The sequence below is a fragment of the Stenotrophomonas sp. OVS01A genome (assembly GCF_019969775.1).
Classification (GTDB): Bacteria; Pseudomonadota; Gammaproteobacteria; order Xanthomonadales; family Xanthomonadaceae; genus Stenotrophomonas; species Stenotrophomonas indicatrix.
The window spans coordinates 1-23,005 of record NZ_JAHXYV010000002.1 but is presented as its reverse complement, the minus strand read 5'-3'; the positions used below and the strand labels follow the sequence as shown (position 1 = coordinate 23,005).

The following is a 23,005-nucleotide window of genomic DNA, read 5'->3' as shown; positions in this document are numbered from 1 at the left end:
CCACTTCCACGCTGTGCGTGGAGTGACTCATGACCGGGTAGCGCCGGGCCATGCCCGGCGCTACCGGCCTGGGTGCTTACTGCGCCCACACGCTGGTATTGCGAACCCCCAGCAGTTTCGGGTTGAACAACGGGTCACGCCCGTGACGCCGGTGATCTTCGTAGTCGCGCAACGCGGCCAGCGCGGGCCTCTGCAGCAGCAGGATGGCGATGATGTTCAGCCAACTCATCATGCCTACGCCGATGTCGCCCAGCGCCCACGCCACTGTCGCACTGTTCATCGCCGAGTAGCCCGTAGCGGCCAGGAACAGCAGCTGGAAGGTGCCCATCACCCATCCTCGGGGACGATCGCGGCAGAGATAACTGACGTTGGTTTCGGCCATGTAGTACAGGGCCAGGATGGTGGTGAACGCGAATGGCAGGATCGCCAGCGCGACGAACGACTTGCCGAAGCCGGGCAAGGCCGACTCCACCGCGTGCTGTACGAAGCGTGGCCCTGCTTCCACGCCGGGAAGGTTGCCCAGCAGCAGGCGCGCCTCGTCCGGTACACCGTTCACCGCCGGGTCGTAGACGTTGTAGAGCCCGGTGGAGAGAATCAGGAAGGCCGTCGCGCTGCACACGACCATGGTGTCGATGTACACCGAGAACGACTGCACCAGCCCCTGCTTCACCGGGTGCGACACTTCTGCTGCAGCGGCAGGATGCGCGCCACTGCCCATGCCAGCTTCGTTGGACAGCACGCCACGACGCACCCCCCATTGGATCGCGGTCCCGATCATCGCGCCGAATGCGGCGTCAACACCGAAGGCGCTGCGCAGCACCAGGGCGATGACCTCAGGCACGCGCTCGACGTTGAGTACCATCACCACCGCAGTGACCAGCAGATAGGCCACGGCCATCACCGGCACCACCCATTCGGCGACGCGCGCGATGCGACGCACGCCGCCGAGCAGGATCGCCGCCAACACCACCAGCAGCACACCGGTGGTGACCATCACCGGAACATCCCACGCTTCGTTCACCGCACTGGTGATGGCGTTGGACTGCGTGCCCGCCAGCATCGCCCCCGCCAGCACCGTGACCAGCGCGAACAGCACGGCGTACCAGCGCTGGCCCAGCCCCTTCTCGATGTAGTACGCCGGGCCACCGCGATACTGCCCCTTGGCGTCGCGATCCTTGTAGATCTGCGCCAGGGTGGACTCGATGAACGCGCTGGAAGCACCGAGGAAGGCGACGATCCACATCCAGAAGATCGCGCCCGGACCGCCGAAGGCAATGGCCATGGCGACACCGGCGATGTTGCCCACGCCCACCCGGCTGGACAGCGACAGTGACAACGCCTGGAACGGCGAGACACCGGCATCGGAGCGCTCGTGACGGAACATCAGGCGCAGCATGTCCGGCAGAGCGCGCAACTGCACGAAGCGGGTACGTACGCTGAAGTACAGGCCCGTTGCCAGGCACAGCACCACCAGGTACGGGCTCCAGACAACGGCAAGCACGGCATTGACGATCGATTCGACATTCATCGCAGGGCCCCCATCAGAAGAACATGCCCAGGGCGACCTGGGGACTGATGATGCGGCCGGTATTGCGGCCGGCAACGGTGAATTCGACGCCGGCGATCAGCCCCAGCGACGGGCTGAAGTGGTACTCGACAGCGGGCGCGAAGGTCAGGTTGCGACTGGCCGGGCGGTGTTCGTTGATGGGCCGGACGCCACCTGCAGCGTCGGGCGCGAAACCGGTCAGGCGCTGGCCGGTCTCGCGGCTGGCGGCAACTTCCATCACGCCGACCCAGCGTTCGTTGAAGCTGTATTCGGCGCCCACGGAAAGACCCAGTACCGAGCCCCGCGCGATATGGCCCTGGAAGCCGTCCTCGGTGCCGTACACGCTGGTGCCGGAGATGGCCGTTCGCGATGGCGCCGGCCCCGCGCTGAACTGCGCCCGCCAGCGCAGCGGCCGATCGTTGCCCAGCCACAGCACCTGCTGCACGGCCAACGCGGCGACGGTGCGCTGCACGCCATCACCCTGCGCATCCAGCGGATTGCCGGTGATGCGGTCGTGGCTGCCGGTGCTGAAGCGCTGTACCAGGGCAATCGACACCGCCGGCGTGGTGCCATCGGCGCTGGGGGCCTGCAACAGGTATTGCAGGCGCGCGGTGGTATCACCGGCGCGGAAGCCTCGGCTGCGTGCGTTGCCGGATTCGGCGCGTGATGCACTCAGGTTGACCTGGCCGGTCACCCGTTCGCTGAAGCCGTATGCGATGGGCACCACCATCGCCCACGCGCCGCTGCGTTCGCTGCTGCGCTGGCGGTCGCCGTTGTGGTCGAAGGACGAGGAACTGTCGACCCGCACCAGATAGGGTTCGACGTACCAGTGACCCGCCGGCATGCCGGCAGGATTGGGTGTGATCAGCGGGCCGGTGAAGTTGACGCCGTCGAGCGTGCGCTCGTTGGCCTGCGCGGAAACGGCGGCAAGCGCACTGAGTGCCAGTACCAGGCAGACACGCACCGCACTGCGAGGAGGATGATGCATGGGAACCGCTCCTGTACGACGTTGGATGGACTTCCACCCTGCGTCGCCGGGAACGGCACACCAATAAGGAAACTTTCAATTCGTCATGCATGCTTTGCGCATGGCACTGCCAGGAAAACCGCCAGACGTTGCCCGGCTGCCGGGAAGTCCCGTTCGGCCTGGAACTGCGCTGTGCGGGCACCGGTTTCCGGTGCCCGCAGACACGCCCATCAGCCGCGCTGGCTGACCCACTGCGCCAGCAACACGGCCGTGGCGGAAGCGACATTCAGGCTTTCAACCGCGCCACTGCCGGGAATCGACAGCTGCTGGTCACACTGGCTGGCCAGGCCGCGATCCATGCCTTCGCTTTCCGCGCCCATCACGTAGACCAGGCGGGCCGGCAACGACGCGCGGAACACGTCATCGCCACCCTCGACCAGGGTCGCGGCGAGGCCGAAACCGGCCGCGCGCAGCTGCGCCATAGCTTCTGCATCCTCAGGCAACTGCACCAGCGGCACCGACTCTGCGCCGCCCTCGGCCACGCGTGCGGCCGCGCCGGACAGCGCCAGCGTACTGCTGGCCGGCAGCAGCAGCGCCTTGGCCCCGAAATGCGCGGCAGAGCGCAGGATCGCACCGAAGTTGTGCGGATTACCGACGCCATCCAGCCACAGTGCCAGCGCCGGGCCTTCGCCCAGTTCGGCCAGCCACTGCGCCAGCGGCAACACCGGCGCGCGCAGCACGTCGGCCACCAGGCCTTCATGGTGGGTGGTGGCAGCCAGCTTGTTGAGGTCGCCCTCCTCCACCACGCGATAGCCCACGCGGTTGGCCACGCACCACTTCAGCACCGGCTGCATGCGCGGAATCAGCGATTCCACCAGGTACAGCTTGCGCAGCGCCTGCGGACGCTTGGCGAACAGCGCCTGCACCGCGTTCCAGCCATACAGGCGAAGTTCGTCGTTGCCCCGCCCCGGCGGTGGCGGGGTGCCGCCCTCACGCGGTGGCAGCGGGGTGGCCCGCGGCGGTCGCGACGACGGGCGGCGGGCATTCTTCCAGGGATCATTCACTACGGGACAACTCCAGCTTGCGTTGACGCCAGAAATCGGCGTTCTTGATGCCCAGGGCATCGGGGTCGAAGATCGGGTCGAGACCGAGCTTCTTCTGTCGTTCGTAATCGCGCAGGGCCAGCATGGCCGGCTTCTGCACGATGAGGATGGCGATGATGTTCAGCCAGGCCATCAGGCCCACGCCGATATCACCCAGCGCCCAGGCCAGGGTGGCGTTGTGGAAGGCACCGAACACCACCATGCCGATGATGCCCAGGCGCAGCAGCAGCACGGTGAGCGGCCGGCGCTTGTTGTGGTTGACGTAGGTCAGGTTGGTTTCGGCCATGTAGTAATAGGCCATGATCGTGGTGAAGGCGAAGAAGAAGATCGCCACCGACACGAAGGCCGAGCCCCAGCCCGGCAGCACCGCTTCCACACCCGCCTGCGCGTAGCCCGCACCTTCGGGAATCCCGGCCAGGCCCTGGAAGATCGGCGCAGCGCCGGCGACCGGCGAATACACGTTGTAGGTGCCGCTGGCCAGGATCAGGAAGGCGGTGGCGGTGCACACCATCATGGTGTCGAAGTAGATGGCGAACGCCTGCACGTAGCCCTGCTTGGCCGGGTGCGAGACCTCCGAGGCCGCCGCAGCGTGCGGACCCGAGCCCTGGCCGGCCTCGTTGGCGTAGATGCCGCGCTTGATGCCCCACTCCACCGCCAGGCCCATCATCGCGCCGAACGCGGCATGGGTACCGAACGCGCTCTTGAAGATGATGCCGAACATTTCCGGCACGCGGTCGTAGTTGATGATCATGATGACGATGGCCATCAGGATGAAGCCGGCGGCCATGAACGGCACCACCACTTCGGCGAAGTTGGCGATGCGCTTGACGCCACCAAAGATCACCACGCCCAGCAGCAGGGCGACGACGATGCCGATGCCCAGCTTCAGCGCCTGCGCCGATTCCATGCCGAAGGCCTGGCCATCGAGCGGACCGCACAGCGCGGTACCGCGGCAGGCGTTGATGACGCTGTCGGCGATCGCGTTGGCCTGCACGCCGGGCATCAGGAAACCGGCGGCGATGATCGTGGCGATGGCGAAAGCCATGGCATACCACTTCAGGCCCATCGCTTTTTCGATGTAATAGGCCGGGCCACCGCGGTAGCGGCCTTCGGCATCCTTGGTCTTGTAGATCTGCGCCAGGGTGCATTCCACATACGAGGTGGAGGCGCCGAGGAAGCCCATCACCCACATCCAGAAGATCGCGCCGGGGCCGCCGAAGGCGATGGCGGTGGCCACGCCGGCGATGTTGCCGATGCCCATGCGGCCGGCCATCGACATGGCCAGGGCCTGGAACGAGGACACGCCGGCGTCGGACTTCTCACCGGACACGGTGAGGCGGCACATCTCGACGAAACCACGGATCTGCATGAAGCGGGTGCGCAGGCTGAAGAACAGGCCGGCGGCCAGGCACATGAAGATCAGCGCCTTGCTCCAGATGATGCTGTTGATGAAATGTACGGTAGCTTCCACGCGCGCTCTCTCCAGTCGGCGGGTTGTGAGGACGTCCCGTCGGCTGGAAGGGACCGGTCGATTCTCCCTGATCGAAGGTCGCTGCGATAGCGCCGGATGTGGGGGCGTGTTCTCCGCCGGGCATGGGCCGGCGCTACCGGGTATGCCGGCCGCACCACGGGTAGCGCCGGGCCATGCCCGGCGACCGGCAATGACCGTGCCCCCCACGGTAGCGCCGGGCCGTGCCTGGCGGCCTGTTACGGAAGCTGCCTGCGTACCCGGGCGAAGCGGCGCAGGTCATGCAGGACGCCGCGCTTGTAGACGGCGCAGCGCTCCACGCCCTCCTCCTGGAAACCGTTCTTTTCCAGTACCCGGGCCGAGCCCAGGTTGAAGTCGACGACCGTGGCCTGCAGCCTGAACAGGCCAAGCTCATCCATCACCCAGGGTGCGAACAGGCCGACCACAGCGGTCATCAGGCCCTGCCCCCAATGAGCCTGGCCGAGCCAGTAGCCCAGTTCCGCGGTATGCCCGCGCTCGGCCACGCCCTGCTGGGCGCCAACGCTGCCACAGGCCTGGCCCTCTATCTCGATGGCCAGGTTCAGCGTGCCTGGCGCCAGTACGCGCCCGCCCAGGAAGGCTTCGCCATCCTCGCGGGTGTAGGGATACGGGAAGCGGTCACGCAGGCCACGCGAGACGTCCGCGTCGTTGGCGTGATGCAGCAGCGACTGCAGGTCATCACTGCGCCAGGGGCGCAGCAGGAAGCCTGCGCCGTGCAGGATCCGCGCCGGCTCAGGCATGACCACCCACCGACGGCGAGTCGGCCTCCTGCTTCTCCAGCTCGCGTTTCACCGCCTCCGGCGAGCGGGTGTACGGGGCCAGCCGCGCGTAGAACGCCGGCACCACGAACAGCGACAGGAAGGTGGACAGGGTGACGCCGAAGATGATCACGATGCCGATGGTGCCACGGCTGGCCGAGCCCGGGCCACCGGCCACCACCAGCGGGATGGCGCCGACCACGGTGGCGATCGAAGTCATCAGGATCGGACGCAGGCGCACCATCGCCGATTCGATGATCGCTTCGCGCACGCTGCGGCCATCGTCGCGCAGCTGGTTGGCGAATTCGACGATCAGGATGCCGTTCTTGGCCGCCAGGCCGACCAGCATGACGATGCCGATCTGGCTGAACAGGTTCACCGTGCCGCCACTCAGCCACAGGCCAACCAGCGCGCCGAGCACGCCCAGCGGCACGGTCAGCATGATCGTCAGCGGGTGGATGAAGCTCTCGAACTGCGCGGCCAGCACCAGGTACACCACCAGCAGGGCCATGGCGAAGGTCAGCAGCACCGCGCCGCCCGCACTCTGGTACTCGCGCGATTCGCCCTTCCAGTTCACCTGCGCGTACTGCGGCAGCTCTTCGCCGGTCACCTGCTGGGCCCAGGCGATGGCCTCGCCCAGCGGATAACCCGGTGCCAGGCCGGCACTGATGGTGATCGAGCGCAGGCGGTTGAAGCGGTTCAGGGTTCCGGCCTCGGCCACTTCGCTCAGCGTGACCAGGTTGGACAACGGCACCAGCTCGCCGGAGGTCGCACGCACGCGGATCGCGGCCAGATCGGCGGGGCTGGCGCGGCCATCACGGCCGGCCTGCACCAGCACGTCGTACTCCTCGCCGTTGTCGACGAAGGTGGTGACGCGGCGCGAGCCCATCATCGTTTCCAGCGCCGAACCAATCGCGGTGACAGGCACGCCGAGGTCGGCGGCACGCTGGCGGTCGATGTTCACCCGCATCTGCGGACGGGTTTCCTTGTAGTCCGAGTCCGGGCCGACCAGGCCGGGGTTGTCGGCCATGCGCAGCAGGATGCGGTCGCGCCACTGCGCGATCTCGGCGTATTCCGGGCCACCCAGCACGATCTGGAACGGCTGCCCGCCACTGCGCACCAGGCCGCCACCGACCTGGGTACGGACGCGCACGCCACGGATGGTGTCCAGTTCCTTCTGCAGTTCGTTGGCGACTTCCGGCGTGCCTTCGCTGCGCTGACGCCACGGCTGCAGGAACACGCTGACGCGGCCAGTGTGCATTTCCTCGCTGGCACCGAAGCCGCCGGGCACGCGCGGGTTGGCGCGCACGATCGGCTTGTCCGCGCCGACATGCGGTGCCAGCAGCGCTTCGACCTGCTGCACCTGCTGCACGGTGTAGTCGTAGCCGGCGCCTTCCGGGCCGTCGATCATGATCTGGAACGAACCACGGTCTTCGGCCGGGGCCAGTTCCGAAGGCAGCACTTTGATCAGCAGCCAGCTGGCCGCCAACGCAGCGGCCATCACCAGAAGGTAGATCCACGTGCGATCGACATGATGATCGAGCACGCGGCCGTAGGCGCCGGCCAGGCGTTCCAGATTGCGGTTGATGAAGCCGTGCAGCCCGCGCGGTGCCTGCCCGGTATGCGGCTTGAGCAGCTTGGAGGCCATCATCGGCGTCAGCGTCAGCGCGACGAACGCCGACAGCGCGACAGCGGCGGCCAGGGCTACCGCCAGTTCACGGAACAGGCGCCCGGTATTGCCTTCCAGGAAGCCGACCGGCAGGAATACCGCCACCAGCACGGCGGTGGTGGCGATCACCGCGAACGCCACCTGCGCGGTACCCCGCTTGGACGCCACCAGCGGCGGTTCGCCCAGGTCGATGCGGCGCTGCACGTTTTCCACCACCACGATCGCGTCATCCACCACCAGGCCGATGCACAGCACCAGCGCGAGCAGGGTCAGCAGGTTGATCGAGAAATCGAACGCGTACAGCGCGATGAATGCCGCCACCAGGCATACCGGCACGGTGACCGCAGGAATCAACGCCGCGCGGAAGCTGCCGAGGAACAGCCAGATCACCGCCAGCACCAGGATCATCGCCTCCACCAGGGTGGCGTACACGCGGTCGACGGCAGCCTCGATGAAGGTGGTGTTGTCGAAGGCAACGAAGATCTGCGTGCCCTTGGGCAGGGTCAGCGCGACACGTTCGGCCTCGGCGCGCGCGGTGCGCGCCACATCCAGCGAATTGGCAGTGGAGGTCTTGACGATGCCCAGGCCGATGCCGGGCTCGCCGTTGCTGCGGTAGTAGGCGCGACGCTCGGCCGAGGCCAGCTCGATCTTCGCCACATCGCCCATGCGCACCACATAGCCATCACTGCCCTTGCCCAGCGGGATGGTCGCGAAGTCTTCCGGCTTGATGTAGTTGCGCTCCACGCGCAGGGTGAAATCGCGGTCGGTGGATTCGATGCGGCCGGCCGGCAGTTCCACGTTCTCGTTGCGCAGCGCGGTTTCCACATCGCCGGTGGTCAGCCCACGTGCGGCCAGCTGGTCGCGGTCCAGCCAGATGCGCATCGCATAGCGCTGGCGGCCACCGATGCGGACCTGGGCCACGCCATCGAGGCTGGAGAAGCGGTCGACCACGTAGCGGTCGGCGTAGTCGCTCAGTTCCAGCGTATCCATGGTCGAGGAGACCATGTTGAACCAGATGATCGGGTCGGCATCGCTCTCGACCTTGGCGATCTCCGGTGGCCGTGCCTCCTCGGGCATGCGGTCGGCCACGCGGCTGACCGCGTCGCGCACGTCGTTGGCCGCCGCTTCGATGTCACGGTTGGAGGTGAATTCGATGCTGACCTGCGAGCGGCCGTTGGTGCTGCGCGCGTTGATCGTATCGATGCCTTCGATGCCGGCCAGCGCGTCTTCCAGCACCTGGGTGATGCGGCTCTCGATGACCGCTGCCGAGGCGCCGGTGTAATCCACCGAGACCGAAACGATCGGTGGGTCGATGGCCGGCAGTTCGCGCAGCGTCAACCGGGTGAAGGACATCACGCCCAGCACCAGCAGCAACAGGCTCATCACCACGGCAAACACCGGCCGCTGGATGGAGATGTCGGACAGCTTCATCCGCCGTGACCCTCGGCGGCTGCAGGTGCTTCAATCGTCGCCGGCTGCGCGCCGCTGGCGGGCGCGGCGTCGGAGGCTGCCACCTTCAGGCCCGCCCGCAGCTTGCCGGTGCCGTCCACCACGATGCGCTGGCCTGCCTGCAGGCCCTGTTTGATCTCGACCACGCCGGCGCGGCGTGCACCGGTGACCACGTCCACGCGTTCGACGGTGTCATCGGCCTTGATGCGGTACATGAAGCTGTCGCGACCGACCTGCACCACCGCGATTTCCGGCACCACCAGGGCCGGTCGATCAGGATGGAACAGGCGCACGTCGAGCAGCATGCCCGGCCGCAGCGCATGGTCGCCATTGGCGAAGTCGGCACGCACGGTCACCGCACGGGTGGCCGGGTCGATGCGTGCATCGATGGTGCTGACCTCGCCCTCGAAGGTGCGGCCCGGCCAGGCCACGCTGGTGGCCTGCACCTTGTCGCCGGTGGTCAGCGACGCCAGTTCCACTTCCGGCACCTGGAAATCGACGTGCATGCGCTCGACGTCGTCAAGGGTGGCGATCACCGTGGTCGGCGTCAGCAGCGTGCCCGGGCTGATCTGGCGGATGCCAAGTACGCCGGCGAACGGCGCGCGCACGCGACGGTCGCCGATGTCCGACTGCATCTGTGCCACCCGCGCTTCGGCGGCGTCGCGGATCGACTTCTGCGTGTCCAGGGTCGCACTGGATACCAACCGCTGTGCCGCCAGTTCGCGCTGGCGCTTGTACAGCTGGTCGGCTTCGCGGAAGGTCGCCTGCGCCTGCACCAATGCGGCCTCCTGGGCCTGCCCGCGCAGTGTCACGAGGGGCGCACCGGCGGCGACCTGCTGGCCACTTTCAAAGTGCACGCGCTCGACGATCTCGCTCACCTTGGCGGTCACGCTGATCGACTCGCGCGCCTTGGCCGTGCCCAGCGCCTGCAGCGTGTCGTTCCACTGCACCGCCTGCACGACCTGCGCGGTGACCGGCACGGCTTCGCCCTGCCGACGCGCGGCGGCCTCCTGTTTGCCTGCGCACCCGGCCAGCACGGCCAGGCTGAGGCCAAGGGCCAGGGTCGAAGCGATACGAGCCAACATGAAGCGTCCTGAGTGGTACACGGCCGCCGAGTGTAGGCAAGGCCCCGCAAAAGCGGTATGTGCCAAGCGTTTACCGGCGTGGAACGGGGGCTGCGATAGCGCCGTGTGCCCATTCCATGCAGGGGGCACCGACGCAGTGTCGGCGTATGTCGGGATGTATCAGGCCATCCCGCCAGGGGCGATGCCGTCGTACAGTCGAGGGGCCTGGCCGAGGGCGCCGGGCGGGGTCGGAACCTGGCGGGGATCCGACCCCGTTTTCTTTGGACGCAGGCCTTCTTTGCCCGGCGCACCGGTAGCGCCGGGCCATGCCCGGCGGATCAATACCGGTAGTTCACCTTCATCCACAGGCTGCGGCCGGGCTCATTGATGCGCACAGGGTCAGCGGGGAAGCCGAAGTCGGCGCTGCCGGCCAGGTTCAGATGCTCGCTGTAGGCACGGTCGAACAGGTTGTCGACACCGGCGCTGAGCTGCAGCTGCGAACTGAAACGATAGGCCGCGTTGAGCGCCAGCGTGGCAAAGCCGCTGCTCGGCCCGAGGTCCTGCGCGACCACGTTGCCCTGCCCGTCCGCGACCCGATGCTGATGGGTGACCGCGCGCACCAGCGCACCGGCACTCCAGCGCTGGCCTTCCCAGTCAGCGCTCAAGCGTGCTTCCAGCGGCGGCATCTGCGGCAACGGTCGATGCTGATCGCGGTTCTCGCCCCAGGCATAGGCCAGGGTGCCCGCCAGCTTCCATTGCTCGTCCAGCCGCAGCTGCAGGCCGGCCTCGGCACCGGCGATGCGCGCCTGCACATTGTCAGCCTGGCTCATGCCCATCATGCCGCTGCCGCGATAGGTGAACAGGATGTAGTCCTGGATCTGCCCCGCATAGGCCGAGACCCAGGCCTGCACGCGCGGGCCCTTGTATTGCAGGCCGACGTCGAGCTGGGTGGTGCGCTCGGGCTGGATGCCAGCGAACGCGTTCACCGCACCTGCCGGCCCCTGATCGGGCGAGAACAGTTCCCAGTAGTCGGGCATGCGCTGGCTGTGGCCCAGCCCGGCATACCAGGTCAGGCCGTCGGCAAGGTCCTGTTCGTAGCGCAGGAAACCACTGCCCAGCCATTCCCTGCGGCGCTGGCCGGCGGTGGGATTGGGCATGGCCATCATCATGCCGCCGATGTCGGCACGCGCATCGCGCACGCTGGCGCGATCGATGCGCAGCCCGCCGATCCAACGCTGCCCGGTGTCCACGCCAAGGGTCAGTTCGGTGAATGCACCGTAGCGGCGGAAATCGGCGTCGGTGTTCCAGTCCGCCTGCTTGTAGGTATCGCGCCCCATGCCCATGCGGCCGCGATGCCGGCTGTCTTCGCCGTCGATGCCGGCCACCAGCTGCACGTCCTGCCAGCGCCATTCGGCGCTGATGCGCCCGCCCTGCGTGCGGCGATCCACGTTCGACGCCATCGGCATCGGCATCATGCTGTGTGGGTTCGGCGTACGCAGCGTGTAGTTGTCCATCACGTGGTCGGCTTCGTTGTAGTACACGTTCGCCTGCAGCGTGTCCCACGCCCCGGGCAGATTGCGCTTCTCGAAGCGTGCGGCGTAACTGGTGCGTTCGAACGCGGCACCATCCATGCCGCGCCCCGCGTAACGTGCGATCGCATCGCCGGCACCGGCGGAGACCTCCAACAGGGTATCGGCGTCAGGCGTCCAACCCACCGCTACGTCGCCATTCCACTTGCGCCATTTCGACGGAACCACATCGCCGTTGCCGTCCTTGTAGTCATCGGCTTCGGAGCGATTGCCGCTGGCACGCACGTAGCCCGTTGGATTGCCCAGGGTCAGGTCCAGCACCTGGTCGTTGCGATTGCGTGAGCCGACCAGCGCACTGGCATCGGCACGCAGCCCGGGCGCATCGAAACGCGGGGTATCACGCTCGAAACGCACGGTGCCCGCAGAGGCACCCGCACCCCAGCGCACGCTCTGCGGGCCCTTGATGATGGTCAGCCGGTCAAAGCTCTCCGGCGATATGTAGGACAGCGGGTTGTCCATGCGAGAGGGACACGCGCCAATCAGATTGCCATCGTTGCTGAGGATGTTCAGACGCGAACCGAACATGCCACGCAGCACCGGGTCGCCGTTGGTGCCGCCGTTGCGGATGGCGGAGAAGCCGGGAACGGTCTTCAGGTAATCGGCGCCATCGCTGGCTGGCACAGGCTGCCGCGGCAGGCGCGGATCGGTCACCCAATGCAGCGGCGAGGACGGCGCGGCGGCGGTGACCACCAGCGTATCCAGCGTCCGCGCTTCTTCGGCGGGCGCGGCATGGGCGAAGGGGGCAGCCAGGGCAGCACCAAGCGCAAACGGCAGGCGCGCACGGGCGCCCGCAGCGGGGAAAGTCATTTTCATGGAAACAGCTCCAAGGTACGCACGCGCGCACGACGCCCTTGCAGGCCTCGTGCGGCGGATTCGATAGGAAAATCAGCGGACGCTGGAGATCAGCGGCGGTCCACGCGCGGCATGTGCCGGCCAATGCAGCAGCGGCAGTCGCGGCTGCGACCATGGGAACATCGGCTTCGGCCGCCACAGCAAGGGCAGCAGAAGCACCAGCACGGCCAGCCACGGCAGCAGGCGCATGGCCAGCACGCAGTACTCGCAGGCCTCCCCGTGCATGGCGTGCGGATCGGCGGGCGGGCTGGGGGCTGCTGGCGCAGCAGCATGGTCATCGTGCCCGGCCATGGCCATCTCGTGCATGTCATGGCCCATGGCCGCGTGGTCCATGCCCGCCGTCGCCGCATGGTCCATCGGCTGCTGCTGCAGCGCACGGCTGACCAGCGGCGCAAGCACCATCAACAGCGTCGCGATGAAGGCGAGCTGGAGCAGGGTTCGACGCAGGCAGCCGGTACGGATCACCGCGCTAGTGTAGAGGTGCCTCCAGAAGGCACCGTGCGACGAACCGTCGCAGGAGGGGGTTTATCGGCAGGGCTGCGCCCTGCACCCGCAGAGGCCACGTCCACGGCAAGAGCCGAAGCAACATCAAAAGCTGGCTTCCTGTGGGTAGGCGGGGTGGGTCCGGTTGCGGGGGCCGCTGCAAGTACGTCCATGTAAGCTCGGTCGCCGCATCCATGCGGCTCACGCCCCCGCAACCGGACCCACCCCGCCTTCGACAGTTTTCCGCGATCTGCGGTAGATCCACGCCATGCGTGGATGCTCTTCGATCAATTGTCGAAACATTCGATTTCCATGGAGATTCATCCACGCATCGCGTGGATCTACCGTGTCGACCAAGGTCGACACCTGCCAACGGCCGCCGGAATCTGTCAGAGGCGGGGCGGTGGGGGTAGGCAGGACCGTTGGCGCCATGGATGGCGCCATCGAGCCCCCAAGGACGGGTTTACGGCGTGTCCTGCCTACCCACACCGCCCCGCCATCCCACGGAATGCCCGCTGTTGCTGTTGCCGTTGCTGTTGCCGTTGCTGTTGCCGTTGTTGTTGCTTGAATGTCGTAGCAGGTGCAGGGCGCAGCCCTGCTCGACCAACCTCACACCGTGATGGTCTGGGTCAGCGATTCCCAGGTCGGCGGCACCGGCCAAGACGCGGCCTGGTTGCCATCCAGCACCCGCCGCAGGTCGCGCGGATCGATCTGCGGGGCCAGCACATGCACCAACTCCAGCGCGTAGTCGCGCAGCACCCGGTCGCGCGGCAGCACCGCCCAGGCGACGCACTCGGTGATCGGCGCCGGCGCTGGCCATACCCGCAGATCCTCGTCGTTGGCGCTGATCGCCATCTCGGCCAGCAGACCTACCCCCAGACCCGTACGCACATAAGTCTTGATCAGGTCCGCATCCAGCGCCGTCAGCGCCAGATCGGGTACCAGGCTCTGCGCGGCAAAGGCGCGCTGCAACGAGGAGTTGGGCCGGGTCGAGGATTCGTAGCTGATCAACGGCTGGCGTGACAATGCCGCCAGGTCCGGTGCGCGCCCGGCGCGATCCAGCGGATGGCCCTTGGGCACCACCACCAGCCGCCGCCAGCGGAACAGCGGCACGGCGATGCCATCGCTGGGTTCACTGCCGGCGGTACTGATGATCGCGATATCGGCATCGCCCTGGTTCAGCCGGTCCAGCGCATCGGCCTCACCGGCCTGCTGCAGGTGCACGCTGACCTGGGGATAGGCCTGCTTGATGCGCGCCACCGCCGGCGGCAGCACGAAACGCGCCTGGGTGTGGGTGGTGGTCAGGATCAGCTGGCCCTGGCTCTCGCGACGCTGGTTGGCCGCGTAGGTGCGGATGTTGTTGGCCTCGGACAGCACCGCGCGGGCGCGGCTGATCACTTCGGTGCCAGCCGGGGTGACCGACTCCAGGCTGCGCCCCTTGCGTACGAACAGCAGGAAGCCCAGTTCGTCCTCCAGCTGCTTGAGCTGCTTGGACAGCCCAGGCTGGGTGGCATGCACGCGCGAGGCGGCGAGCGTGATGTTCAGCTCGGCGTCGGCGATGGCAACCAGGTAGCGCAGCTGGGTCAGCGTCATGGCAGGCGGGCGATGTGGGGGCGGAGGTCCACTCTAGGGTCAATTGCCGTCACCAGCTTATAACCAAAGGTTGTTTAAGAAAGGTATCTGGTCATTTCCGGGCGTCATATGCCGGCGCTACGGTCAGCCGGCAGCCGCTGGCCTGAACAGCCAGCCCACTTCCTTTCCGCCCGCCGAGCCCGGCGCGGCCTGTTCCTGGAGCGCTCCCATGGCCCTGTACGACTCCATCCTCGACACCATCGGCAACACCCCCATCGTCAAGCTGCAGCGACTGGCGCCGCAGGGCGTGACCCTGTACGCCAAGGTCGAGTCCTTCAATCCGGGCGGCTCGGTGAAGGATCGCCTGGCGCTGGCGATCATCCTCGATGCCGAACAGCGTGGCCTGCTCAAGCCGGGCGACACCATCGTCGAAGCCACCTCGGGCAACACCGGCGTCGCCCTGGCGATGGTGGCGGCCGCACGCGGCTACAAGTTCGTGGCGACCATGGTCGAGACCTTCTCGGTGGAACGCCGCAAGCTGATGCGGGCCTACGGCGCGAAGGTCATCCTGACCCCGGCCGCCGAGCGCGGCAGCGGCATGGTGCGCAGGGCGCGCGAGCTGGCCGAGGAACACGGTTGGTTCCTGGCCAGCCAGTTCGCCAACCCGGCCAACCCGGCCTACCACCGCAACACCACCGCCGCGGAGATCCTGCGTGATTTCGCCGGCAAGCGGCTGGACTACTTCCTGAGTGGCTGGGGAACCGGCGGCACCTTGACCGGCGTCGGCGAAGTACTGAAGGTCGCCCGCCCGGACACCCGCATCATCGCCACCGAGCCGGCCGGCGCCGCCTTGCTGAAGGGCGATGACTGGAAGCCGCACAAGATCCAGGGCTGGACCCCGGACTTCGTGCCCGATGTGCTCAACCGCAATGTGGTGGACGAACTGGTGACGGTGGAAGATGACCGCGCGATCGCCACCGCCCGCCGGCTGGCGGCGGAGGAAGGCATCTTCGTCGGCATCTCCGCCGGTGCCACGGTTGCGAGCGCACTGGACGTGGCAGATCGCGCCGAACCGGGCGCGGTGATCCTGGCGATGTTGCCGGACACCGGTGAACGCTACTTCTCCACGCCGCTGTTCGCCGACGTCAATGAAGGTTCGGACGACGACTGGTTGGCCGGTCTGCCCTGATCGCCGCGTTGTCGATGACAGCAGGATGACGCCCACCCTCGCGGTGGGCGTTTGCTATTTGGGTGATCCTGTCTGGGTATTGCCGACGGAAGCGGACAGCTTTCCCCAGAAATCATAAGAGATTCACCCCGAAAACTTTCGTTTTGCCGCGTGCGGCGCTCGCTTCAGCCTGCGTGAAGGCGCCGCCGGCCATCGTGCATGAACAGCGCGGATCGCAGTGCATGAGACGGTCATGACGCAGCATCGATGCCCTGTCCCGCAAGATGCGGGTGCAGCCAGCGTGGGCACGGCGCGCAACAACTACAGGCAGGAGACGGACGCATGAAGATCGAAGTGTGGCAGGGCGACATTACGGCCCTGGCGGTGGATGCGATCGTCAACGCGGCCAATGAATCACTGCTCGGTGGCGGCGGTGTCGACGGCGCCATCCATCGTGCGGCCGGCCCTGGCCTGCTGGCCGAGTGCGAGCGTCTGCCGGAGCTGCGCCCCGGTGTGCGCTGCCCGACCGGTGAGGTGCGCGCAACCGATGCCTATGCGCTTCCGGCACGGCACGTACTGCATACGGTCGGTCCGGTCTGGCACGACGGCCAGCGCGACGAACCGGCATTGCTGGCGAACTGCTACTGGAAGTCGCTGCAGCTGGCCGAATCACTGAACCTGCAGTCGATCGCGTTCCCGGCCATCAGCTGCGGTGTGTATGGCTATCCGCTGTACCAGGCCGCACAGATCGCGGTCACCGAAACACTCGCCTGGCAGCGCAGCCACGCCCAGCCGATGCGGATCGTGCTGGTGGCGTTCAACACGGCGACCGCCAAGGCCTACCAGCAGGCACTGTCGGCCGCAGGCCAGGTCGCCGACAGCGGGCGCGGTTCGCTGCTGTCGCCCTTGGGCGATACCGGCTTCGTGCCGGCGCATTGAAACAACGACGGACGTGGAAAAAAAAGGCCGGGCATTGCCCGGCCTTTTCGTTTGCGTCCTCGTGGCGGCGTCAGTCCGTCGCTTCAGCGGCAGCGTCGGCGGCCGCCGTAGCAGCAGCTGATGCCGCGGCCGAAGCGGCGCCGTCGATCTGCACGCGTACTTCCACCATGCCCGCTTCATCGCTGAGGCTGGACACGTCCACGGTGTAGTGGCCGGCCGGCAGCGATTCTTCCACGCGTGCGTTGGTGCCGTTGCCACCATCGTCATTGACCAGCTCCACGTCGCCGCCGACCACGCGCAGTACCGTATCCACCTGGCTGGAAATGGCGTCCAGGCGCACATCGGCCGCACGCGGCAGGCTCAGCAGGAAGCGGCGGCGGCCTTCGCCATCGAGCATGGCGAAGACACTGCCGTTGTTCGGCAGGGAGGTGCCATCACGCATGACCATGTTGGCCGGCAGCTCGGTGCGCTTGGCCGTCAGTTTGAAAGCGCCGGTACTGTCTTCATCCAGGCTGCGCACGCGCAGGGTGTACTTGCCCGGTTCCAGCGGCATGCCAATGCGCGAATTGGTGTCATCACCGCCATCGTCGTTCTCCGACTGGACGCCGTTGCCATCCAGCTTCAGCACCGTATCGAACGCCTTCGATTCCAGGCGGATTTCGTACATGCCCGCCTTGTCCACCTGCAGGGTGTAATCCTGCGACTTGGAGACCAGCAGGTCGGCGATCTCACCTTCGGCCACCATCGGCTTGCCGTCATACGGCACCAGTTTCTCGGCGCGCAGGCGGTACGGACCGAAGGCGGAGGGCCCGTCGGCATTGATGGCCACCTGGTAGCTGCCAGTGCCGTTGGCGCGGAACGCCAGCGAGACGTCGTTGCCGCGCTCGTAGCCCGAGTTGCTGCTGGCCACCAGCACGCCATTGTTGAACACGGCGATCGAGCCGCGCAGCGCACCAGTCAACGTGATGCCGACCAGTTGCTTGTCTTCCAGCTTCAGCTGGTACAGCTGATGGTGGCTGCCATCGTTGAAATTGACGCCGCTGCGCGAGGTGATTTCGCCGGAGACCGGCTTGTCGAACTCCAGCGAGGGGGCCTTGCCCACGTCCGTGCTGCCGCCCATCCGGTTGCAGCCGCCGACAGCCAGCACCGTGGCAACGGCCAGCGTGATTGCGGTGATACGCATGTTTTTTCTCCTTGGCCTTCCATGTATGCCCCACGCACTGGCCTGGCGTGCGGGAGGCGGCAACGATACCGGCAAAAGCAAACGCCGGCGTGATGCCGGCGCTGCCTTGTTCAGTTCATGCTGCGCAACGACGGATCAGCCGTTCCACTTGCCCAGCGCGGCCTGGCCGTTTTCCTTGGCGCGCTCGTAGACGGTCTTCTGTGCTGCGGCGTAGTTGCCCTTCATGTCCTTGGCCCACAGCTTCAGTGCCGCCTGCTGCATGGCACGGCCATAAGAGAAGCTCAGCGGCCACGGCAGGTTGCCCATCTGGTTCATGGCGTTGAGGTGGGCGGTGGACTGCTCATCGCTCTGGCCACCGGACAGGAACACCACGCCCGGCAGGATCGCCGGCACGGTGCTCTTCAGGCACATCACGGTCGACTCGGCCACTTCCTCGACATCGGCCTGCTCGTCGCAGCCCTTGCCGGAGATGACCATCGAAGCCTTCAGGATGGTGCCTTCCAGCAGCACGTTCTGCTGGTACAGCGCGTCGAACAGCGAACGCAGGGTGGCTTCGGTGACTTCGTAGCAGGTCTCGATGTCGTGCTCGCCGTCCATGATCACTTCCGGCTCGACCATCGGCACCAGGCCGCATTCCTGGCACAGCGCGGCGTAGCGGGCCAGCGCATGCGCGTTGGACTCGATGCAGGTGCCCGACGGAATGCTCTCGCCGATGTTGATGACCGCACGCCACTTGGCGAAGCGCGCGCCCAGCTTGTAGTACTCCTGCAGGCGCTCACGCAGGCCGTCCAGGCCCTCGGTGACCAGCTCGCCCGGGCAGCCGGCCAGCGGGTGCGCACCCTTGTCCACCTTGATGCCCGGGATCATGCCGTGGTCGGACATGTACTTGGCGAACGGCACGCCGTCCTTGGTCGACTGGCGGATGGTCTCGTCGTACAGGATGGCGCCGGAAATGTGCTCGTTGAGCTTCGGCGTGGTCAGCAGCAGTTCGCGGTAGGCGCGACGGTTCTCTTCGGTGTTCTCGATGCCTACGCTGGCAAAGCGCTTGGCGATGGTACCGGTGGATTCGTCGATCGCGATGATGCCCTTGCCCGGGGCAACCATGGCCTGGGCGGTTTCAGCCAGCTGTTCGATGCTCATGTACTTCCTGTGGCGGGTGCGGGAAAAACGTAAGTATAGCCCCGCTATCCGTTGCCCCGACGTGGAGGCTCGGATGGAACCGGTTCCACTGTCTGTGCGGGACAGGAAATGTCCTGCCGGATCGGGTCAGAGCCCCTTTCGGGGATCTGACCCCGGGTCGGATCCGCGCCCGCGGCTCCGACCCGATGTGGCCACCTCTTACAGGTCGCCCAGACCGCTGGCGCGGCCGTCTTCGCCCACTTCCAGCAGGCGCAGGGTATTGGTCGCGCCGTGGGTTTCCATGTGCTCACCGCTGGTGAACACCACACGGTCGCCGGCCTGCAGCATGCCGCCCTCCACCAGCAGGCGGATGCTGCCGCGTGCGGCTTCGCGCGGGGTGAAGCCCCGGCTGTCGAAGTTGATCGGGAACACATCGCGCATCAGCGCCATCTGCCGGCGGGCGCCGTCGTGGCGGGTGACCGCGAACACCGGTGCCGAGGCACGGAAACGCGACAGGTAGCGCGCGGTGCCACCGGATTCGGTCATCGCCACGATCGCGCGCACGCCCACGTGCTGGGACAGGAACATGGTGGCCATGGCAATGGCCTGGTCGGCACGTTCCAGGTTGCGCGGCGAAGCGCCGAAGTCGGTCTCGGTCTGGAACTGGCGCTCGGCGCCCAGGCAGATGCGCGCCATCGCTTCGACCGCCTTGACCGGATACGCACCGGCGGCGGTTTCGGCCGACAGCATCACCGCATCGGTACCGTCGATGACCGAGTTGGCCACGTCCAGCACTTCGGCACGGGTCGGGATCGGGCTTTCGACCATCGACTGCAGCATCTGGGTAGCGGTGATCACCACCTTGTTCTGCGCCAGCGAGGCCTTGATGATCTTCTTCTGCAGGCCCGGCAGTTCGGCATCGCCGATTTCCACGCCGAGGTCGCCACGCGCCACCATCACCACGTCACTGGCGTCGACGATCTCTTCCAGGTTCTCGATGGCCTCGGTGCGCTCGATCTTGGACACCAGCGCGGCGTAGCAGCCGTGCGATTCGGCGATCTCGCGCGCATCGTTCATGTCCTGCGCATTGCGGCAGAACGATACGGCGATGAAATCCACGCCGATCTTGGCGACGATGCCGATCAGTTCCTTGTCGCGCTCGGTCAGCGCGCCCAGCGACAGGCCACCGCCCTGCTTGTTCAGGCCCTTGCGATCGGACAACGGACCATCGTTGAGCACGGTGTTGATGATGCGCTCGCCCTGCACTTCCACCACCTGCAGCTGCATCAGGCCGTCGTCGAGCAGCAGCACGTCACCGGCGGTCACGTCCTGCGGCAGGCCGAGGTAGCTCACGCCCACCTGGGTGGCATCGCCGGGGCCGGCATCGGTGCTGGCGATCAGGTCGAAGCGGTCACCGGCCTTGAGATGCACCTTGCCCTCGGCGAAGCGCTCGATGCGGATCTTCGGGCCCGGCAGGTCTGCCAGGATGCCCACTTCCACACCCACGCGCTGCGCGGCGGCGCGCACATCGGCGGCACGCTTGGCCTGGCCGGACGGGTCACCGTGGCTGAAGTTGAGGCGCACCACGTTGACGCCGGCGCGGAACAGATCCTCCAGCACGCCCGGCGGATCGGTAGCCGGACCGAGGGTGGCAAGGATCTTGGTGCGACGCTGACGCTCGAACATGATGGATGGGCCTCTCCCGTTAAAGGACGGAAATTAGCACATCCTTCACGTCCCATGTATACGGTTACAGCCTTGTGCTGCCTGACTCTGCGGGACATCGCATGGACATGTTCCGGACATACGCTGGTCGATGGCAGCGGAAACGCCGCCGGGCAAGGCCCGGCGCGCGGGATCGTCCAACTCAGGCGAGCAAGGCCAGCAGCTGCGCCGGATCACGGGCCAGCTGCCCGGCACCGGCCTCGGTCAGCTCCTGCTCGCCACCAAAGCCCCACAGCACGCCCACACTGCGCAGCCCGTGGTGACGGGCGCCCTCGATGTCCATGCGGCGGTCGCCGATCATCCAGCAGCGTTCCGGCGCCAGCTGCAGGCGATGCAGCGCCTCGCCCACCAGCTGCGGCTTGCTGCTGCGCGAGCCATCCGGGGTTGAACCGATCACGTCCTCGAACAGGCCACCGAACGGCAGATGCTCGACGATGCGGCGGGCATGCGGCTCGTTCTTGGCGGTGACCACCGCAAGGCGATGGCCGCGTGCGTGCAGCGCGCGTACCACCGCTTCGATGTCCGGGTAGATCGTATGCTCGCGCCAGCCTTCCACGTCGAAACGCTCGCGATAGAAGGCCACGGCCTGCTCCACCCGTTCGGCATCACCGAACAGCGGCGCGAACGTGGTACGCAGCGACGGACCGATCCAGCCCAGCAGCGTTTCCTGCGGCGGCACCGGGTAATCCATCTTCTGCAGCGCATAGGCGATGCAGGTGGTGATGCCCACTTCCGAATCGATCAGCGTGCCGTCCATGTCGAAGAAGAGCGTTGCACGCTCTTCTCCGTCCACCCGCGGATCGACGCTCATGCGCCGCGCGCGGCCAGGGCAGCCACCGCCGGCAGCGTCTTGCCTTCCAGGAATTCCAGGAACGCACCGCCACCGGTGGAGATGTAGCTGACCTGCTGGGCGATATCGAACTTGTCGACCGCGGCCAGGGTATCGCCACCACCGGCGATGGAGAACGCCGGCGAGCTGGCGATGGCGCGGGCCAGCGCTTCGGTGCCCTTGCTGAAGGCTTCGAACTCGAACACGCCGACCGGGCCGTTCCAGACCACGGTGCCGGCCTTGGCGATCAGCTGTGCGTACTGCGCGGCCGTCTGCGGGCCGATGTCCAGGATCAGGTCATCCTCGGCCACCGCATCGACGGCCTTCACTTCGGCAGCCGCGTCGGGCAGGAACTGCTTGGCGGTGACCACGTCCACCGGCAGCGGGATGTCCGCACCACGCGCCTTGGCGTCGGCCACGATCTTCCGGGCGGTATCCAGCAGGTCCGGCTCGTACAGCGACTTGCCGACCTTGTAGCCGGCCGCCGCGATGAAGGTGTTGGCGATGCCGCCACCAACGATCAGCTGATCGACCTTGCCGACCAGGTTGGCCAGCAGCTCCAGCTTGGTGCTGACCTTGCTGCCGGCGACGATGGCCAGCAGCGGCTTGGCCGGCGCATCCAGGGCCTTGGCCAGTGCATCCAGCTCGGCCATCAGCAGCGGGCCACCGGCAGCGACCGGGGCGAAACGGATCACGCCATGGGTGGATGCCTGCGCGCGGTGCGCGGTACCGAACGCATCCATCACGAACACATCGCAGAGGGCGGCGTACTTCTTCGACAGGGCTTCATCGTCCTTGCCCTCGCCAACGTTCATGCGGCAGTTTTCCAGCAGCACCAGCTGGCCCGGCTGCACGTCGACGCCGTCGACCCAGTCACGCACCAGCGGCACTTCGCGGCCCAGCAGCACCGACAGGCGCTCGGCCACCGGCGCCAGCGAATCGGCTTCGCTCCACACGCCTTCCTTGGGGCGGCCCAGGTGCGAGGTGACCATCACCGCCGCGCCCTGCTCCAGCGCGCGCTTGAGCGTCGGCAGGGAAGCGGTGATGCGCTGTTCGGAGGTGATGCGGCCATTCTCGATCGGCACGTTCAGATCCTGGCGGATCAGCACGCGCTTGCCGGAGAGGTCGAGGTCGGTCATGCGGACGATGGACATGGGCAACTCTTTGGCTCTGGAGATGGGATGCCGGCGTGCGGCAGACGGTCATTGTATCGGGTGCCGATGCCTGCGGCAGGCAGAGGCCAACGGCTAACGGCAACAGCCACGGCAACAGCAACGGCCAGAGCGCTGGCGCTTCGTGGTGCTGTGGGTGGGCCGGGGTGGTATGGGTTGGCAGGGGACGCCGTAAACCCATCCTTGAAGTGACCCCCTGGAGTTGGACACCTGATCCAACCCCGAGGGTTACATGAATAGATATGAGGTTTGTTTCAAATTGCAGGTCGCCAAAGAGGCCTGCAAGACCTCCACATCGGTCAAGGCGGTTG

17 protein-coding genes are annotated in these 23,005 nt (G+C 66.8%); 2 read left to right on the top strand and 15 right to left on the bottom strand.

Features of this window, described 5'->3' with window-relative positions; translation table 11 throughout:
* Window positions 1-76: 76 nt before the first annotated feature.
* From LC407_RS09015 to LC407_RS08970, 10 genes are all read right to left on the bottom strand, one after another.
* Window positions 77-1,528: an alanine/glycine:cation symporter family protein gene (locus LC407_RS09015; protein WP_025874270.1), complete on the bottom strand. Its 1,452-nt coding sequence runs from the start codon at window positions 1,526-1,528 to the stop codon at window positions 77-79.
* Window positions 1,529-1,541: 13 nt separating this feature from the next.
* Window positions 1,542-2,534, bottom strand: coding sequence for a hypothetical protein (locus LC407_RS09010; protein WP_025874269.1), 993 nt, complete (start codon window positions 2,532-2,534; stop codon window positions 1,542-1,544).
* A 209-nt stretch (window positions 2,535-2,743) separates the two neighbouring features.
* A complete protein-coding gene (locus LC407_RS09005; protein WP_025874268.1) occupies window positions 2,744-3,577 on the bottom strand; it encodes a TrmH family RNA methyltransferase in 834 nt (277 codons plus the stop codon).
* Window positions 3,570-5,087, bottom strand: coding sequence for an alanine/glycine:cation symporter family protein (locus tag LC407_RS09000; RefSeq protein ID WP_025874267.1), 1,518 nt, complete (start codon window positions 5,085-5,087; stop codon window positions 3,570-3,572). The genes LC407_RS09005 and LC407_RS09000 overlap by 8 nt, the downstream gene beginning before the upstream one ends.
* 236 nt (window positions 5,088-5,323) lie before the next feature.
* Window positions 5,324-5,863, bottom strand: a complete 540-nt coding sequence (locus tag LC407_RS08995) for a GNAT family protein (protein ID WP_025874266.1) — start codon at window positions 5,861-5,863, stop codon at window positions 5,324-5,326.
* Window positions 5,856-8,981 carry an efflux RND transporter permease subunit gene (locus tag LC407_RS08990; protein WP_025874265.1) on the bottom strand — a complete coding sequence of 1,042 codons (3,126 nt, stop codon included), beginning with the start codon at window positions 8,979-8,981 and terminating at the stop codon, window positions 5,856-5,858. The genes LC407_RS08995 and LC407_RS08990 overlap by 8 nt, the downstream gene beginning before the upstream one ends.
* Window positions 8,978-10,084 carry an efflux RND transporter periplasmic adaptor subunit gene (locus tag LC407_RS08985; protein WP_223482700.1) on the bottom strand — a complete coding sequence of 369 codons (1,107 nt, stop codon included), beginning with the start codon at window positions 10,082-10,084 and terminating at the stop codon, window positions 8,978-8,980. The genes LC407_RS08990 and LC407_RS08985 overlap by 4 nt, the downstream gene beginning before the upstream one ends.
* Window positions 10,085-10,401: 317 nt before the next feature.
* Window positions 10,402-12,465 carry a TonB-dependent copper receptor gene (locus tag LC407_RS08980; RefSeq protein ID WP_223482699.1) on the bottom strand — a complete coding sequence of 688 codons (2,064 nt, stop codon included), beginning with the start codon at window positions 12,463-12,465 and terminating at the stop codon, window positions 10,402-10,404.
* 72 nt (window positions 12,466-12,537) lie between these two features.
* Window positions 12,538-12,966 (bottom strand): DUF2946 family protein, encoded by a 429-nt coding sequence (locus tag LC407_RS08975; RefSeq protein WP_264673956.1) that lies wholly within the window; start codon window positions 12,964-12,966, stop codon window positions 12,538-12,540.
* A 630-nt stretch (window positions 12,967-13,596) separates the two neighbouring features.
* Complete coding sequence (locus LC407_RS08970) at window positions 13,597-14,580, bottom strand: LysR family transcriptional regulator (protein WP_025874261.1); 984 nt, start codon at window positions 14,578-14,580, stop codon at window positions 13,597-13,599.
* 208 nt (window positions 14,581-14,788) lie between these two features.
* Here LC407_RS08970 and cysK point away from each other — a divergent pair, with 208 nt between their 5' ends.
* Together cysK and LC407_RS08960 are read left to right on the top strand one after the other, a co-directional pair.
* Window positions 14,789-15,748, top strand: coding sequence for a cysteine synthase A (cysK, locus tag LC407_RS08965; RefSeq protein ID WP_223482697.1), 960 nt, complete (start codon window positions 14,789-14,791; stop codon window positions 15,746-15,748).
* 321 nt (window positions 15,749-16,069) lie between these two features.
* Complete coding sequence (locus tag LC407_RS08960) at window positions 16,070-16,666, top strand: O-acetyl-ADP-ribose deacetylase (RefSeq protein ID WP_025874259.1); 597 nt, start codon at window positions 16,070-16,072, stop codon at window positions 16,664-16,666.
* A 70-nt stretch (window positions 16,667-16,736) separates the two neighbouring features.
* Here LC407_RS08960 and LC407_RS08955 read toward each other — a convergent pair whose 3' ends face one another.
* The 5 genes from LC407_RS08955 to LC407_RS08935 form a co-directional block, all read right to left on the bottom strand.
* Complete coding sequence (locus LC407_RS08955) at window positions 16,737-17,849, bottom strand: ABC transporter substrate-binding protein (RefSeq protein WP_105164569.1); 1,113 nt, start codon at window positions 17,847-17,849, stop codon at window positions 16,737-16,739.
* Window positions 17,850-17,984: 135 nt separating this feature from the next.
* Window positions 17,985-18,989, bottom strand: coding sequence for a class I fructose-bisphosphate aldolase (locus tag LC407_RS08950; RefSeq protein ID WP_025874258.1), 1,005 nt, complete (start codon window positions 18,987-18,989; stop codon window positions 17,985-17,987).
* A gap of 198 nt (window positions 18,990-19,187) precedes the next feature.
* A complete protein-coding gene (gene pyk, locus LC407_RS08945) occupies window positions 19,188-20,654 on the bottom strand; it encodes a pyruvate kinase (RefSeq protein WP_032975201.1) in 1,467 nt (488 codons plus the stop codon).
* A 181-nt stretch (window positions 20,655-20,835) separates the two neighbouring features.
* Window positions 20,836-21,504 carry an HAD hydrolase-like protein gene (locus tag LC407_RS08940; RefSeq protein ID WP_059064934.1) on the bottom strand — a complete coding sequence of 223 codons (669 nt, stop codon included), beginning with the start codon at window positions 21,502-21,504 and terminating at the stop codon, window positions 20,836-20,838.
* Window positions 21,501-22,676: a phosphoglycerate kinase gene (locus LC407_RS08935; RefSeq protein WP_025874255.1), complete on the bottom strand. Its 1,176-nt coding sequence runs from the start codon at window positions 22,674-22,676 to the stop codon at window positions 21,501-21,503. The genes LC407_RS08940 and LC407_RS08935 overlap by 4 nt, the downstream gene beginning before the upstream one ends.
* Between the last annotated feature and the right edge of the window lie 329 nt (window positions 22,677-23,005).